This is a genomic window from Pseudomonas sp. PAMC 26793, assembly GCF_000313235.1.
In the GTDB taxonomy this organism is placed as follows: Bacteria; Pseudomonadota; Gammaproteobacteria; order Pseudomonadales; family Pseudomonadaceae; genus Aquipseudomonas; species Aquipseudomonas yamanorum.
Map to the genome: position 1 here is coordinate 52,280 of NZ_AMXG01000038.1, position 16,239 is coordinate 68,518.

Annotated in this window: 14 protein-coding genes and 1 tRNA gene; 11 read left to right on the plus strand and 4 right to left on the minus strand. The window is 60.4% G+C overall.

Going from position 1 to position 16,239, the window contains the following annotated elements:
- The first annotated feature begins 25 nt into the window (after positions 1 to 25).
- The 7 genes from D109_RS0117705 (at position 26) to D109_RS0117735 (ending at position 5,308) form a co-directional block, all read left to right on the plus strand.
- Complete coding sequence (locus D109_RS0117705) at positions 26 to 607, plus strand: hypothetical protein (RefSeq protein ID WP_017478050.1); 582 nt, start codon at positions 26 to 28, stop codon at positions 605 to 607.
- 40 nt (positions 608 to 647) lie between these two features.
- Positions 648 to 1,328: a CsgG/HfaB family protein gene (locus tag D109_RS0117710; RefSeq protein WP_017478051.1), complete on the plus strand. Its 681-nt coding sequence runs from the start codon at positions 648 to 650 to the stop codon at positions 1,326 to 1,328.
- 29 nt (positions 1,329 to 1,357) lie between these two features.
- Positions 1,358 to 1,720 (plus strand): DUF4810 domain-containing protein, encoded by a 363-nt coding sequence (locus tag D109_RS0117715; protein WP_017478052.1) that lies wholly within the window; start codon positions 1,358 to 1,360, stop codon positions 1,718 to 1,720.
- Positions 1,717 to 2,367: a DUF799 domain-containing protein gene (locus tag D109_RS0117720; RefSeq protein ID WP_017478053.1), complete on the plus strand. Its 651-nt coding sequence runs from the start codon at positions 1,717 to 1,719 to the stop codon at positions 2,365 to 2,367. The genes D109_RS0117715 and D109_RS0117720 overlap by 4 nt, the downstream gene beginning before the upstream one ends.
- Before the next feature lie 108 nt (positions 2,368 to 2,475).
- Positions 2,476 to 4,125: a VWA domain-containing protein gene (locus tag D109_RS0117725; RefSeq protein WP_017478054.1), complete on the plus strand. Its 1,650-nt coding sequence runs from the start codon at positions 2,476 to 2,478 to the stop codon at positions 4,123 to 4,125.
- A 26-nt stretch (positions 4,126 to 4,151) separates the two neighbouring features.
- Positions 4,152 to 4,712 (plus strand): RNA polymerase sigma factor, encoded by a 561-nt coding sequence (locus tag D109_RS0117730; RefSeq protein WP_017478055.1) that lies wholly within the window; start codon positions 4,152 to 4,154, stop codon positions 4,710 to 4,712.
- The gene (locus tag D109_RS0117735) at positions 4,709 to 5,308 is read left to right on the plus strand and encodes a hypothetical protein (protein ID WP_017478056.1); all 600 of its coding nucleotides are present in this window, start codon (positions 4,709 to 4,711) and stop codon (positions 5,306 to 5,308) included. The genes D109_RS0117730 and D109_RS0117735 overlap by 4 nt, the downstream gene beginning before the upstream one ends.
- 132 nt (positions 5,309 to 5,440) lie before the next feature.
- Here the strand turns inward: D109_RS0117735 and D109_RS0117740 are convergent, their stop codons facing one another.
- Entirely contained in the window at positions 5,441 to 6,448 is a 1,008-nt protein-coding gene (locus D109_RS0117740) for an Abi family protein (protein WP_017478057.1), read from the minus strand.
- A gap of 213 nt (positions 6,449 to 6,661) precedes the next feature.
- A tRNA-Arg gene (locus tag D109_RS0117745) sits at positions 6,662 to 6,738 on the minus strand.
- A 395-nt stretch (positions 6,739 to 7,133) separates the two neighbouring features.
- On the opposite strand from D109_RS0117745, the gene gabD reads away from it, so the two are divergent.
- The 3 genes from gabD (at position 7,134) to D109_RS0117760 (ending at position 11,382) form a co-directional block, all read left to right on the plus strand.
- Complete coding sequence (gene gabD, locus D109_RS0117750; protein ID WP_003218155.1) at positions 7,134 to 8,576, plus strand: NADP-dependent succinate-semialdehyde dehydrogenase; 1,443 nt, start codon at positions 7,134 to 7,136, stop codon at positions 8,574 to 8,576.
- 182 nt (positions 8,577 to 8,758) lie between these two features.
- The gene (gabT, locus tag D109_RS0117755; protein ID WP_017478059.1) at positions 8,759 to 10,036 is read left to right on the plus strand and encodes a 4-aminobutyrate--2-oxoglutarate transaminase; all 1,278 of its coding nucleotides are present in this window, start codon (positions 8,759 to 8,761) and stop codon (positions 10,034 to 10,036) included.
- Between the two features lie 137 nt (positions 10,037 to 10,173).
- Positions 10,174 to 11,382, plus strand: coding sequence for an HDOD domain-containing protein (locus D109_RS0117760; RefSeq protein ID WP_026078044.1), 1,209 nt, complete (start codon positions 10,174 to 10,176; stop codon positions 11,380 to 11,382).
- Positions 11,383 to 11,502: 120 nt separating this feature from the next.
- On the opposite strand, the gene D109_RS0117765 is transcribed toward D109_RS0117760, so the two are convergent.
- Positions 11,503 to 12,501, minus strand: a complete 999-nt coding sequence (locus D109_RS0117765; protein ID WP_017478061.1) for a sensor domain-containing diguanylate cyclase — start codon at positions 12,499 to 12,501, stop codon at positions 11,503 to 11,505.
- Between the two features lie 199 nt (positions 12,502 to 12,700).
- Positions 12,701 to 13,885, minus strand: coding sequence for a delta-9 fatty acid desaturase DesA (desA, locus tag D109_RS0117770; protein WP_017478062.1), 1,185 nt, complete (start codon positions 13,883 to 13,885; stop codon positions 12,701 to 12,703).
- 165 nt (positions 13,886 to 14,050) lie between these two features.
- On the opposite strand from desA, the gene dibA reads away from it, so the two are divergent.
- Positions 14,051 to 15,961, plus strand: coding sequence for a phosphodiesterase DibA (gene dibA, locus D109_RS0117775; protein ID WP_017478063.1), 1,911 nt, complete (start codon positions 14,051 to 14,053; stop codon positions 15,959 to 15,961).
- Positions 15,962 to 16,239: the final 278 nt, after the last annotated feature.

The window sequence follows — 16,239 nt, forward strand, 5'->3', positions numbered from 1 at the left end:
CCATCTTTCAAGGACGAATCAAGCAATGCGTGTTTTTGCCTTTCTCCTGGCCATCTGCCTGATGGCCGGCTGCGCCTCCAAGCCGGACTACTACATCTCCCCGGCGCCGGTCACTATTCCCAAGACTGCTACTTACTGGCTCGACACTTTCAACGTTGAAGTGAGGGGCGAGAGCAAGCACTTCATGCCTGATGACAAGGTCCGCCAGGAACTCGGCGTCGATCTGGTCAATCGCTTGCTTAACGCCAAGCGTTACGCCGCTAGCAAAGAAGCCGCCGATTATTGGCTGGACGTGGATATCGTCTACGTGCGCCACATCATCGACTCCAGCGGTGGGCTGTCCAACCTGGTGATCGACGACGGCACCATCTTGCAAAGCATCGATTTCGGCTACAAGGTCAAGGTCAAGAAAGCCGGCGTCGAGGTGCTGCACTTTGCCCAGAACCGGCCCGGCCTGGTGCCCAACAACTGGCGGGGCCAGGCACAGCAATGGAAGACCCTTGGCGGCATTATGACCAACACCGGTAATTCCAGTGTCGAGCGATATTTCACCGGCGGGCTAAGCGACTACATCCTTGATGACTTGCGCGATATACCCTCCCGCTAGCGTTACCTGCTGAACCCGATTTTCACCCTAGGAGCATCCCTTGAAAACACTGTCCAAAATCCTGCTGTCGGGTCTTACCGCCGCAGCGCTGCTGACCGTGGCCGGTTGCGCCACGGAGAGCAATCGTGCGATGCCGGTTGAACAAGTCGCCAGCGCCAACGTCGCCTATTCCGGCGTGCGCGTGCCGATTGCCGTGGGCAAGTTCGACAACCGCTCCAGTTACATGCGCGGCATCTTCTCTGACGGTGTTGACCGTCTCGGCGGCCAGGCCAAGACCATCCTGATCACCCACTTGCAGCAAACCAACCGCTTCAGCGTGCTGGACCGCGACAACATGGGTGAAATCTCCCAGGAAGCCGCGATCAAAGGCACCGTGCAAAAGCTCAAGGGCGCTGACTACGTGGTGACCGGCGATGTGACCGAGTTCGGCCGCAAAGAAACCGGCGACCGCCAGCTGTTCGGCATCCTCGGTCGTGGCAAGACCCAAGTGGCGTACGCCAAAGTCGCGCTGAATATCGTCAACATCAGTACGTCGGAAGTGGTGTATTCCACCCAGGGCGCCGGTGAATACGCGCTGTCCAACCGCGAATTCGTGGGCTTTGGTGGCACCGCCAGCTACGACTCTACCCTCAATGGCAAGGTCCTGGACCTGGCCATGCGCGAAGCGATCAACCGCCTCGTCGACGGCATCAACGCCGGCGCCTGGAACCCGCGCAACTGATCAGTAACACCTCAAGGAGCAGTACACGGATGAGCAAGGCAGTTAAGTTGGCGCTGATGCTGACAGCAATCGCGACGGTCGCCGGGTGCCAGACGGCGCCCAAGCCTCTCTATCAATGGGAGAGTTACCAGGCTGAGGTCTACGAATACTTCAAGGGTGAGCCCAAGGAAGCGCAGGTTGAAGCGCTGGAGCGCGACCTGCAAAAGATCAACGCCAGTGGTCGCCAGGCCCCGCCGGGTTACCACGCCCACCTGGGCATGCTGTACATGACCATGGGCAAGGATGACCAGATGGTGCAGGAGTTTCGTACCGAGAAGGCCCTGTTCCCCGAGTCTGCTTCCTATATGGACTTCCTGCTGAAAAACGCCAAGACCGGAGTCGCCACTAAATGAGCCTGTTAAAACTCACCGGCGCCTTGCTGGCCCTGGCTTTGCTCGGCGGTTGCGCCGCGCCCAAGACCATTGATTACACGGCGTACAAACAGGCGCGGCCAAAGTCGATCCTGGTGCTGCCACCGATCAATGAGTCGCCGGAAGTGCAGGCGTCCTACAGCCTGGTTTCGCAGGTGACTTACCCGCTGGCCGAAGCCGGTTACTACGTGCTGCCGATTGCCTTGGTGGACGAAACCTTCCGTCAGAACGGCCTGACCACCGCCAACGATATCCAGGGTGTGGCACCGGCCAAGCTGCATGACATCTTCGGTGCGGATGCGGCGCTGTACATCACTGTCAGCGAGTACGGCACCAAGTACATGCTGATCTCCAGCGACACCTCCGTGACGGCCTCGGCCAAACTGGTCGACCTGCGCACCGGCACCACGCTGTGGACTGGATCCGCTCGCGCTTCCAGCGAGGAAGGCAACAACAACAGTGGCGGCCTGGTGGGCATGCTGATCTCGGCAGCGGTTAAGCAAGTGATCAACAGCTCCACCGACGCGGCGCACCCGATTGCCGGTATCACCAGCGCACGCCTGTTGTCGGCGGGCCAGCGTACCGGGATTCTCTATGGGCCGCGTAACCCCAAGTACGGGTCGGACTGATCGCTTGAAGGGGGCGGACTTGCCTGTCCCCTTTTGAGCATTAACCCGTATTGCCGACGTCTTGCGTCTGACCTTGTGAACGGATCATTCACTCACGAGGTTCAGACCATGTCCCGTCCTGTTCTGCTGTTGCGCCCTGCCGCCCAAGGCTTTGCCGTGACCCTGCTGGTGGCGCTCGCCGGGTGTGGGCTTTCTTCATCCCGTGATGTGGCCAAGCCTGCTGAATCGGCACCTGTTGTGCAGGTGCAAAGCGAACCCTTGCGCGCTGAGGGCGCGATGGTCAAGCGTATGGTTGCCCCGGCACCGATGGCTTCACGGCTGGTGATGAGTGATTCGGTCGCCATGGAGTACCGGGAGCACTATCAGAACCTCCCGGACAACCCGATCCGCAGCGTGGCCGAAACACCGGTCTCCACCTTCAGCGTCGACGTCGACACCGGCAGCTATGCCAACGTACGACGTTTCCTCAATCAAGGCAGCCTGCCACCCGAAGGTGCCGTGCGACTGGAGGAAATGGTCAATTATTTTCCCTACGACTACGCCCTGCCTACCGACGGCTCGCCCTTTGGCGTGACCACGGAAGTAGCACCGTCACCCTGGAACCCCCACACCCGACTGTTGCGCATCGGCATCAAGGCCTCGGACCGCGCGGTGGCAGACCTGGCACCGGCCAACCTGGTGTTCCTGGTGGACGTATCCGGCTCGATGAATCGCCGCGAAGGCCTGCCGCTGGTCAAGAGCACCCTCAAACTGCTGGTGGACCAATTGCGCGACCAGGACCGCGTCTCGCTGGTGGTCTACGCCGGCGAATCGCGGGTGGTGCTCAAGCCCACCTCGGGCCGCGACAAAACCACGATCCGCAATGCCATCGACCAGTTGACGGCCGGCGGCTCCACCGCGGGCGCGTCGGGTATCGAAATGGCCTACCAAATGGCCCGCGAAGGGTTCATCGACAAGGGCATCAACCGCATCCTGCTGGCCACCGATGGCGACTTCAACGTGGGCGTCAGTGACTTCAACAGCCTCAAGCAAATGGCCGTCGACCAGCGCAAAAGCGATGTGTCCCTGACCACCCTCGGCTTTGGTGTGGATAACTACAACGAACACCTGATGGAACAGCTGGCCGACGCTGGTGATGGCAACTACGCCTATATCGATAACCTGCGCGAAGCCCGCAAAGTGCTGGTGGACCAGCTCAGCTCGACCCTCGCCGTGGTGGCCCGGGATGTGAAACTGCAAGTGGAATTCAATCCGGCGCAGGTCAGCGAATACCGATTGCTGGGCTATGAAAACCGCGCCCTGAAGCGTGAGGATTTCAACAACGACAAAGTCGACGCCGGCGAAATCGGTGCAGGGCATACGGTGACCGCGTTGTATGAAATTGTCCCGAAGGGTGAACAGGGTTGGCTGGAGCCACTGCGCTACGCATCGGCGGCCAAGGCTGACGGTAAAACTGATGAGCTGGCGATGTTGCGGGTACGCTACAAACCAGCGGAAGGCGGCAACAGCCGACTGATCGAACACCCGATCAGCAACCAGCAGAGCGGCAAACCCAGCGACGACCTGCGTTTCTCTGCCGCCGTGGCCGCCTTCGCCCAGCAACTCAAGGGTGATGGCCGCTACACTGGCGCCATGAGTTTCAAGGACACGGCGGCACTGGCCCGCTCCGCCCGGGGCGACGACCCCTTCGGCTTGCGCGGCGAGTTTGTGCAACTGGTCGAATTGGCCCAGAGCCTCCAGGCCCCGGCCAAACACTGATCCACCTCAAAGGAGTGCGCCACCTGATGGATTCACCCAGCGACGAAGCCCTGCTGTCCCGCTACCGCAGCGGCGACGGTGCAGCGTTCGAAGCCCTGTACGCGCGGCATCGACAGGGCCTGTACCGTTTTCTGGTGTCCTTGAGCAACAAGGCCGAACTGGCCGAGGAAGTGTTCCAGGACACCTGGCTCAGCCTGATCCGCAGCACCAGCGAGCCACAGGGCCGGGCGAGTTTTCGCACCTGGTTGTTCCAGATTGCCCGCAACCGCCTGATCGACCACTGGCGCAAGCACGGCATCCACAACCCGCTGCACGACAGCTACGATGAGCAGCTTCACGGCCAGCCCGACGACAGCGCCGGGCCCGAACAACTACTGAGCCTGAGCCGCGACCAGGCGCGCCTGGACACCGCACTGCAAGACTTGCCCGAAGACCAGCGCGAAGTGTTCCTGCTGCGCTTGCACGGCGAGCTGGAAGTGCCACAAATCGCCGCGCTCACCGGCGCCCCACTGGAAACGGTAAAAAGCCGCTTGCGTTACGCCCAGCAGAAACTGCGCCGACTGCTGGCCGAGGAGGTACCCGCATGACTGACCCCCGACATACCCAGGACTCGAACGACGAGCTGCTGATCGAGCATTTCCGTCAACACACCCGCGGCGAGCCGCCGGCTTCCCTGGACGCCTTCATCCTGGCCACCGCCCACCGCGAAGCGCCCGTGCGGCAACCCGGCCTGTGGCAACGCTGGTTGCAGGCCTGCCAACGGCCGCGCTGGCAGATGGCATTTGCCACCGTGGCAGGTGTGGCGCTGATGATTGGTTTGGTCACGCGCTCGCCGGTGCCGCAGCCGGAGTTATCCACAGGCACTTACGCGGCTGCTCCGCAAGAGCTGGCCCGTCCGGCCCCCGCAGCGGCGCCGATGGCTCGATTCTCAGTGGCTCCGCAGGCCGATAGCGCACCGCAGGTGCAGGCAGAAGTCGCGGGTTCGCTGGCGGATGAGCCGGTGGCGAAGATGAGCAAGCGCTCGGCTGTTGTGCTGCCGCCATTGGAGCAAGGGCTGCAGGAAATCCTGCGGTTGCGGCAGGCGGGAGAGGCGAAGGCGGCGGATGAGAAGCTTCTGGAGTTGCACAAGCGCTTTCCCAACGAGGATCTGCCGGCGCGGTTGGAGGCGTTGAAAAATCCTTGAGGTGGAGGTCGCCAGCCGGCGGTTGACGAGAAACTTCCGGCCTTTATAATCATCCGCAACACGGCCCCTGTCGGTTGATGCGCTTCGGTGCAGCAATTGCTCAGGGGTTTTTTATTGCCTTGATTTTTTCGATTACCAATCGCGCTTCTGCCAGTGGTGATCCACTCCCATGCCCTCCAAATTAAGATCAAGATGGGACAAGTCTGGAAAGTCATTCTCCAATAGTGCTTTCAGCCGTCGTCCCCAGCTTGATGACGGATTGATGACCTTCATCAAGTGGTGGGTGATACACAAGAGCATAAAAGGCCGCGCGCGTCGGTGTGCATCATCATGGAATGCGGCCAATGCAGGAGCCTGTTCCTCAGGTGGCAGTTTTGGCTGATCAACGATGTTCCGATTCCACAGGCGACTGTGATGGGCGCATACGTTTCGCAGGTAGTTCAGGCTGCGCAGCCAACTGGCGAAGACCCTTCCATTGCTGATCCCGTACTCTTGAGATATGGCATCTTGATCCGCCTCAGTCATGCCAGCATAAAGGGTCGACAACGTGCCGAAGTCCCAAACCTCGCAAGCCACCCAAACCGCCAACGGAAGGCCGTATTTTTCCTTGTTATGACGGATAAAGTCTTCGTTCGAGCGGCTGATCAATGCGGCGTGTTTGCCTACCCAGGCATGATGTTTGGTGAGCCCTGTTTTCCCGTCGATTTGGGTAGAAAAACTTTCATGGAAAAGCTCAGGTTTTAGATACGCAAACTTTTCGTGCTTGCCCAGCCCGTGGGATATGTCCACTCGCAATGCGATTTCGATACGTTCCAAGGCGTCCATGGTCAACAGGCGAAGTTTTTTATCAAACACATAAAGATCGACTGCGTTTTGGAAGGTAGTGCCGGGTTTGAAAGTGTCTAGAGGGAGCCGCCCCGGTTTGGTTTTGTTCGGCTTCTGATTTTTGTGCTGAATAAGTGGGCAGCACAGCTCGGTGCGCTCACGAAAGGCGAACCAGTAGCCGCTGAGGCGGTAATAGCCAATGCGCTCCAGATACTCCAAGGCTTTAGATCGCTCAGTAACGATCATTCCGCGAGCTATCAATATCTCAAGTTGGTCCTGGTAGCTCTGCCAAGGTTTAGGGTAACCCTGGATCATTGGTGCATCACTTTAGGCATGTGCAAGTCCCTCCTGCTTGAAATCGATACAAGCGCCCGCCCTTCGATGTGTGGCGTCACTCGGGCTTTCACTTTGCTGGTCGAGAAACTTATGGTCAGCCATAAAACTGTTACTTTATTTGCATCTTCTTCCTTATCTTGCGCCCACAAAAAAGCCCCAGGCCTTTCGACCTGGGGCTTTTTCATCTGTATCTGGTGCACCCGGCGGGATTCGAACCCACGACCCCTGCCTTCGGAGGGCAGTACTCTATCCAGCTGAGCTACGGATGCTTGTGCGGGCGACATCATACCCATGTCGACCTTGGGCGTCCATGCCGCTTTTCGGCCTGCTGCCAGTAGGATTAAGCGCTGCCGAAGCCCTGTGCCGGGCATCTCGACGAATTACGGTTGAACTCGCCTGAAACACGCTGATCAGAAAAATGGAGCAAATGCGCCGTTTTCGTTCTTTTTTTCGAACAGACTATTGCCCTGCACCCCCATTGATCCTAGGATTCGTTTGAGATTTCAAACGCTCCTGCCTGGGTGCTGAACCGCACATTTGTCCTTTCGTGCGCTATTTACGTGCTTGCGCCCAGTGAATGATTTCCCTGACGGCAGCCCTCAAGGCGCCTTTCAACAACTCTAATTCGCTCCGCGCGTGCGCGGTGCTGTTAAGGAAAGCCGACATGCAGCTCAAAGACACCCAGTTGTTCCGCCAGCAAGCCTTCATTGATGGCGCTTGGGTCGATGCGGACAACGGTCAAACGATCAAGGTCAACAACCCCGCTACCGGCGAAATCCTCGGTACCGTGCCAAAAATGGGCGCCGCCGAAACCCGTCGTGCCATTGAAGCGGCTGACAAGGCCCTGCCGGCTTGGCGTGCACTCACCGCCAAGGACCGCGCCAACAAGCTGCGTCGCTGGTTCGAGCTGATTATCGAGAACCAGGACGACCTGGCTCGCCTGATGACCCTGGAGCAAGGCAAGCCGCTGGCCGAAGCCAAGGGCGAAATCGTTTACGCCGCTTCGTTCATCGAGTGGTTCGCCGAAGAAGCCAAGCGCGTCTACGGTGATGTGATCCCCGGCCACCAGCCGGACAAGCGCCTGATCGTGATCAAGCAACCGATCGGTGTTACCGCTGCCATCACGCCGTGGAACTTCCCGGCCGCGATGATCACCCGTAAAGCCGGCCCGGCCTTGGCCGCCGGTTGCACCATGGTGCTCAAGCCTGCGTCGCAAACCCCGTTCTCCGCGTTCGCCCTAGCCGAACTGGCCCAGCGTGCCGGCATTCCGAAAGGCGTGTTCAGCGTGGTTTCCGGCAGCGCCGGCGATATCGGCAGCGAGCTGACCAGCAACCCGATCGTGCGTAAATTGTCCTTCACCGGCTCCACCGAAATCGGTCGCCAGCTGATGGCCGAATGCGCCAAGGACATCAAGAAAGTCTCCCTGGAACTGGGCGGCAACGCGCCGTTCATCGTGTTCGACGACGCAGACCTGGATAAGGCCGTCGAAGGCGCGATCATTTCCAAATACCGCAACAACGGCCAGACCTGCGTCTGCGCCAACCGTCTGTACATTCAGGATTCGGTGTACGACGCGTTCGCTGAAAAACTGAAAGTGGCGGTGGCCAAGCTGAAGATCGGCAACGGTCTGGAAGAAGGCACCACCACCGGTCCGCTGATCGACGAGAAGGCCGTGGCCAAGGTTCAGGAACACATCGCTGATGCCCTGAGCAAAGGCGCGACCCTGTTGGCTGGCGGCAAGGTGATGGAAGGCAACTTCTTCGAGCCGACCATCCTGGTCAACGTGCCGAAAGACGCTGCCGTGGCCAAGGAAGAAACCTTCGGCCCACTGGCGCCGCTGTTCCGTTTCAAAGACGAAGCCGAAGTGATCGCGATGTCCAACGACACCGAGTTCGGCCTGGCTTCCTACTTCTATGCCCGCGACCTGGGCCGTGTGTTCCGTGTGGCTGAAGCCCTGGAATATGGCATGGTCGGCGTCAACACCGGGTTGATCTCCAACGAAGTGGCGCCGTTCGGCGGCATCAAGGCTTCGGGCCTGGGCCGTGAGGGCTCCAAGTACGGGATCGAGGATTACCTGGAAATCAAATACCTCTGCCTGGGCATCTAAGCCCGGCGCGGGATTGCAGTAGACGCAGAGGGCACGAGAGCGCTGTCCCTTTGCGTGTTTCACACCGTTATTCGTAGTGGCCGGGAAAGCTGTGGCAGTCGATCATCGCATGCTGCCGTAGTTGCCTCCCCGCCACGTATTCCTTGGACCACGCCACCCGATGAGTGGCGAATGAGGACTTTATGAGCAAGACCAACGCATCCCTGATGAAACGCCGCGAAGCCGCTGTACCACGCGGTGTTGGCCAGATTCACCCGATCTTCGCCGAGTCGGCGAAGAACGCCACCGTGACCGACGTTGAAGGTCGCGAGTTCATCGACTTCGCCGGCGGTATCGCCGTGCTGAACACCGGTCACCTGCACCCGAAAATCATCGCGGCCGTGACCGAACAGCTGAACAAGCTGACGCACACCTGCTTCCAGGTGCTGGCCTACGAGCCGTACGTTGAGCTGTGCGAAAAAGTTAACGCCAAGGTCCCGGGTGATTTCGCCAAGAAAACCCTGCTGGTCACCACCGGTTCCGAAGCGGTAGAAAACGCCGTGAAGATCGCCCGTGCCGCCACTGGCCGTGCCGGCGTGATCGCGTTCACCGGCGCTTACCATGGTCGCACCATGATGACCCTGGGCCTGACCGGTAAAGTCGTGCCGTACTCGGCCGGCATGGGCCTGATGCCGGGCGGTATCTTCCGTGCGCTGTACCCGAACGAGCTGCACGGTGTGAGCGTGGACGATTCCATCGCTAGCATCGAGCGCATTTTCAAGAACGATGCCGAGCCGCGTGACATCGCTGCCATCATCATCGAGCCGGTGCAGGGCGAAGGCGGTTTCTACGTCGCGCCTAAAGCCTTCATGAAGCGCCTGCGCGAACTGTGCGACAAGCACGGCATCCTGCTGATCGCCGACGAAGTGCAAACCGGTGCCGGCCGTACTGGTACCTTCTTCGCCATGGAACAGATGGGCGTCGCTGCCGACCTGACCACCTTCGCCAAATCCATCGCGGGCGGCTTCCCGCTGGCCGGTGTGTGCGGCAAGGCTGAGTACATGGATGCCATCGCCCCAGGTGGCCTGGGCGGCACCTACGCCGGTAGCCCGATTGCTTGCGCTGCGGCCCTGGCCGTGATGGACGTGTTCGAAGAAGAGCACCTGCTGGACCGCTGCAAGGCTGTCGGCGAGCGCTTGGTCACCGGCCTGAAAGCTATCCAGGCCAAGTACCCGGTAATCGGTGACGTGCGTGCCCTGGGCGCGATGATTGCGGTCGAGCTGTTCGAAGATGGCGACAGCCACAAGCCGAACGCCGCTGCCGTTGCTTCCGTGGTGGCCAAGGCTCGCGACAAGGGCTTGATCCTGCTGTCCTGCGGCACCTACGGCAACGTGTTGCGCGTGCTGGTTCCGCTGACCTCGCCGGACGAGCAGTTGGACAAAGGCCTGGCGATCATCGAAGAGTGCTTCTCCGAGCTGTGATCGAAAGTTGACCTGATCGACAAAAAACCCGCTCAGGCGGGTTTTTTTGTGCCCGATGAACGGTATTCAGCCGTTGTTCATTGTACCCAGGCGGCTCCTTTGTCTAAGGTGCTGGTATTGCCGATGGAGCGTGCTGGATGACTGCTGTTGATTTACCTGCTGTACCCCGTGTGCTGATTGCCGAGGCCGACCCCTGGTCTCGGGATTTGCTCAAGCAGGTGTTGCTGAATGTGCGCTGTGACGCACGGCTGGATGTGTGCGCCGATGGCCAGCAAGCCGCCGAGCTGCTGCGTGACAAACCCTACGACTTGATCCTCGCCGATTGGGAGCTGCCCGGCGTCGATGGCCTGAGCCTGTTGCGCAACGTGCGCCAGCAACGGCGCACGCCGCTGTTGCCGTTTATCCTGCTGGGCACCCGCAACGACAGCGCCAGCGTGCACGAAGTCTTGCCCCTGGCGCCGACGGCGTACCTGACCAAACCCCTGAACATGGAAAGCCTGACCCAGCGCCTGCAAGACCTGCTGCTGAATGAAGGCGAGACGGTGTATTGCGAAGTCCCGGCCCTGGCGCCGGGCATGACCTTGCCGGTGTTTCTGGAGCGCCGCCGCGAAGCCTCCGACGGCGCTCCGCTGAGGGTCGACGTGCAGGCCGCGGTGCAACACAGCCTGGAACCGGAAGGCCTGGACCTCAGGCGTCTGGAAGAGCAGGTGCGCATGGACCCGCAAATCACCGCTGTGCTGATCGCCGCCGCCAACAGCGCCGGGTATCACGGCTCGCCGGTACAAACCCTGGCCATGGCCCTGCACAAGCTGGCGGCCGGGCAGAGCATGAACCTGATCCTGGGGCTGGCCCTCAAGCACAACGTGGTGCTGAGCGACCCCGGCCTCAAGGATTACGCCGAGCGTTACTGGCAGCTTTCCCAACGCACCGCCGATTACGCCCGCAGCCTGGCGCGCATGCTCGACCTTGATCACGAGCGCTGCTACAGCGCCGGCATCCTCCATCGCCTCGGCGACCTGGCCTTGCTGCGGTGCCTGCAAGACTGGTTGCAAGGCGGCGGCGAACTGGATGACGAAGCCATTGGCGAGTCCCTCTACACCTTCGGCGCGGCCTATGGCTCGGCGTTGCGCACACGCTGGCGCTTGCCGCTGGAGTTGCGCCAGTTGATCGCGGCGATATATTCGCTGGAAGGCGGGGTGTATTCCCGGGAGGCGCTGGTGGTGAACCTGGCGGCGCAGCTGGCGCGGCTGACCGAGCATGAAGGCGTTGAGGCGCTGGCGAAAGGCAAGACGGCACGCTTGCTCAAGGTGGGTTTGCCGGAATTGGCGCGTATGCGCAAAACCTAGCAGGCGATGCGGGCCCGTGTGGGAGCTGGTTTGCCTGCGATAACATCATCCCGGTACAACTGACACACCAAGGTGCCTGCATCGCGGGCAAGCCCGGCTCCCACAGGTAATCGTGTAGCGTCAGCCGACGAGCACGCGGTTTTTGCCTTGGCGCTTGGCCTCGTACATCGCGGCGTCGGCGCGGGCGAACAAGCTGTCCACGTTGGCATCCTCGGCTGTCAGGCTGGCCAGGCCCTGGCTGACGGTGACCGCGTAGCTCTCACCGTCATGGCTGAAACTCAGTTGCGCGATCTCGTGCCCCAGGCGTTCGGCCACCTGCATTGCCATCTCCGGTGCGCAACCGGGCAGCACGGCGGCGAATTCTTCGCCGCCAATGCGCCCGAACAGGTCACCACGGCGCAGAACCCCTCTACCTCTCTCGGCGATACGCTGCAACACCTGATCGCCCTCCAGGTGGCCGTAGGTGTCGTTGACCACTTTGAAGTCATCAATGTCCAGCAACAGGAACGCCAAAGGCGTGCCCTGCAGGCAGGCGCGTTCGAACTCGTGGTGGGCGCACTCGAAGAAGTGTCGGCGGTTGCTGCTGCGGGTCAGCACGTCGGTGGTGGCCAAGCGATGCAACTCAAGCTCAAGCTGCTTCTTTTCAGTGATGTCCTCGGCTATGCCTACGACGATCACCGGCTGGCCGGGCTCGGCCTGCTGGCTGATGTAGCACTTGTCGCTGAGCCAGCGGATCTGCCCGTCGGCGGTGATGATGCGGTACTCGCGGTCTTCCACGGCGCCGCTGTGCAGCACTTGGGCCAGGCTGTGCTCGGCGTAGTCGAGGTCTTCGGGGTGAATGCTATTGCGCCATTCCCGATGGTCGGCCAGCAGCATGCCTGCCGTACGTCCGAAAACCCGCTCATAGGCCGGGCTGACATACAGCACGCGGCGGGTGTCCCACTCGATGGCCCAGAGCACGGCATTCACGCTGACCAGCAGTGAACTCAGCAGTTGCTCGCGTTCACTCAAGCGTTCCACTTCGCCCTGGGCATGCATCAGCGCCAGCAACGTAGCGGCGGCTGCCGGTCGTGGCTGTTCTTGTATGGGGATGTCGGTGAGGGTCTTTTCGGGGACCATCGGCACAACTCTCTCTGGGCATGCCGCGGGGTTGGGCAGCGGTCACAACAAGGCCCGCCGGGATGGCGAAGTGTTGTTTGAGAGGGGGAATTTGCAGCGAAGTTCCGTTATCGGTGCCGATTGCGCGGGATTAAGCAGTGACCGGTATATGGCGTCAAAAACCGGTGGCGAGGGAGTTGCTCCCTCGCCATGGCCCGTATCAGACCGCCGCAGGCCGCAGCGAATAGGTCTTCAGTTGGTGGGCAAAGTCCCGCAGGGATTGAATCCCGCTGGCCTCGGCCTCGTGTACCCATTCCTTGATCGCCGCCAGCATGTCGTGGCCGTTGGTGCTGGTTTTCAGCCAGATCTGTTGCAGCGCCAGGCGCTTCTCGTAGATCACTTTCAGGGCCTGGCTGTGTTCCAGCATGCTTTGGATACGCACGTGGTGACGGTCATCCAGCAGGCTGGTTTCCCGGGACAGCAGGCGCTTGGCGCGATGGAATTGGTGACGCACCGAGTGATCGACCTTCTCCAGTTCCTGCTTGACCAGCGGGCCAATCACCAACTTGCGGTACTGCGCCATGATCTGGAAGCGGTTGTTGAGGATCGCCATGGCGGTGTCCATGTCCAGGTGGCCCTTGCCTTCGACCTGATGGGCGATGGGCGCTACCCGTTGCACCTTGGCCAGGCGCAGGAAGCTGAACACTTTGATCCAGGCCCAGCCCAGGTCGAACTCCCATTTCTTCACCGACAGCTTGGCGGAGTTGGGATAGGTGTGATGGTTGTTATGCAGCTCTTCGCCGCCAACGATGATGCCCCAGGGAATCAGGTTGGTCGCCGCGTCGCGGCATTCAAAGTTGCGGTAGCCGATGGCATGGCCCAGGCCGTTGATCACACCGGCGGCCCAGAACGGGATCCACATCATCTGGATGGCCCAGATGGTGATGCCGATGGTGCCGAACAGCAGCAGGTCGATCACGCCCATGATCGCCACGCCCAACAGCGGGTAGGGGGTGTAGAGCTTGCGTTCGATCCAGTCTTCCGGGCAGTTCTTGCCGTAGATGCGCAGGGTCTCGGGGTTTTCGGCCTCGGCGCGATACAGCTCGGCACCTTTGCGCAGCACGGTGGACAGACCCTTGATCACCGGGCTGTGGGGATCGTCGACGGTTTCGCACTTGGCGTGGTGTTTACGGTGGATAGCGGTCCACTCGCGGGTGTTCTGCGCCGTGGTGAGCCACAGCCAGAAGCGGAAGAAGTGTTTCAGGCCAGCATTGAGCTCCAGGGAGCGGTGGGCTGAATAGCGGTGCAGATAGACCGTGACCCCGACAATGGTCACGTGGGTCATCAACAGAGTGACTGCCACCAGTTGCCAGGCCGACAAGTCAAGAAAACCGTTGTACCACATAGGCTGTATGGCCCTCAGATAAAGAAAAAACCAGCTTGCGCATTATCACTAAGCCTACAGATAAAACCAGCCGCCCTTTCAGATAGGAGTGACTGGATGTTTCTTATTCTATAATCCGCAACCTTTGTAGGGCGAATCTGGTTTTTAGTAAGGATTACTAAACATATGCTGTTTTCATACCGAGGTGCCCTGCGTGCAGGGCTGGTGTACCTGCTGGTTTCGATTGTGTGGATTCAGCTCAGCCATCAGGTATTGATCAACTTTATCGATGAACCCGTGGAACTGGGCCGCTGGCTTCAGATGCGCGGTTACGTGTGGGTCAGCCTCACTGCCCTGGTGATCTACCTGCTTTGCGCCCGTTTTGCCCGGGCGAACCTGGTCCAGCAGCCGCTGCAGGAAAACCGTGAGCGCCTGCGCCAGGCCGCTGCCGTATTCGATTGCACCCGTGAAGGTGTGCTGGTCACTGACGCCCAAGGGCTGATTGTTCACGTAAACCGGGCCTTTATCGAAATCACCGGCTACCAGTGCGAAGACGTATTGGGCCACCGGCCGAGCCTGTTCAAGTCCGGACGTCACTCGGCCAGTTTCTACCAGGCCATGTTCCAGACCCTGGAGCGCGACGGTGAGTGGAGCGGCGAAATCTGGAACCGCCGAAAAAGCGGCGAAATCTACCCCCAGTGGCAGACCATCCGGGTGATCCGCGATGATCAGGGCCAGATCAGCCACTACGTCGCGGTGTTCTCCGACATCAGCGCCATCAAGCATTCCGAGCACGAGTTGGCGCACCTGGCCCACCACGACCCGCTGACTGACCTGCCCAACCGCCTGCTGTTCACCGACCGCGCCGAACAGGCCCTGGCGTCGGCGCAGGCCCATAAACGTGGCTGCGCCTTGCTGCTGCTGGACCTCGACCACTTCAAAATCATCAACGACAGCCTCGGCCATAACGTCGGCGACCAGTTGCTCAAGACGGTCGGCGAGCGCCTGCAAGGCCTGTTTGGCTCCGGCGTGACCCTGGCACGATTGGGCGGCGACGAATTTGCGGTGTTGGCGGAGAGTTGTCCACAGCTGGTCCAGGCTGCCGCGCTGGCACAACGTATTCTCGACGCGATGAAAGAGCCGTTCATCTTTGACGGTCACCAACTGTTTATCAGCGCCAGCATCGGCATCAGCCTGTTCCCCAGCGATGCACTGAGCGCCGAGCAACTGCTGCGCAACGCCGACTCCGCGTTGTTCAAGGCCAAAAGCGCTGGCCGCGAAGGCTACGCCTTGTACACCGAAGAACTCACGGCCCACGCCCAGCACCGGGTGGAAATGGCCGGCGAACTGCGCCGCGCCCTGGAGCAGCAAGAGCTGCGGGTCTATTACCAGCCGGTGCACGAACTGCAGAACAGCCGCCTGATCGGCGTCGAAGCCCTGGTGCGCTGGCAGCACCCGGAGCGCGGTTTGGTGCCGCCGGGAGATTTCATCCCGATTGCCGAACGTACCGGGCTGATTGCCGATATCGATGCCTGGGTCATGGACCAGGCCTGTCGCCAGATGTGCCAGTGGCTGGCCGACGGTGCGCCGCTCACGTTTCTTGCGGTGAATGTGTCCAGTCGCCTGTTTGCCCGGCGCGAGCTGTATGACCAAGTGGCCAAGGTATTGCACGACACCGGGTTGGATCCGGCATTTCTGGAGCTGGAAGTGACCGAAAGCGCGGTCATGGAAGACCCGGAAGTCGCCCTTGAGCAGATGCACCGCCTGCGGGAGTTGGGCTTGCGCCTGGCGATTGACGACTTTGGCACCGGTTATTCATCGCTGCTGCGGCTCAAGCGCTTGCCGGTGCAGAAGCTCAAGATCGATCAGGGCTTTGTCGCCGGGTTGCCGTGGGATGAGGACGATGCGGCGATTGTGCGGGTGGTCATCGCATTGGCGCAGAGCATGGGCATGCAGGTGCATGCCGAGGGCATCGAGCAGGTCGATCAGGCGCGGTTTCTGTTGGAGCAACAGTGCGACCTGGGCCAAGGGTACTGGTTTGGTCGGCCAATGCCGGCCAGTGAGCTGGATTGGCATAGAGCGCCGACAATTTGCTAAACGTCGCCTGGCTTGATTTGAAACAGGATCAAGTGTGGGAGCGGGCTTGCTCGCGAATACGGTGGATCAGCCAACCTATGTATCGACTGACACGCCGCCTTCGCTAGCAAGCCCGCTCCCACATTTGGATCTCCACACGGCTTTATTTCACGGGTCGGCCCGCAAAACCTCTCGCAACCCCACGTCCCGCCAGAAAATTCTTTCTGGTTATATAAACATTCTTAAATAGTATTTTTAAGAATATCCGCGCTTATCTACTATCGCCCTCACGCCGCAAG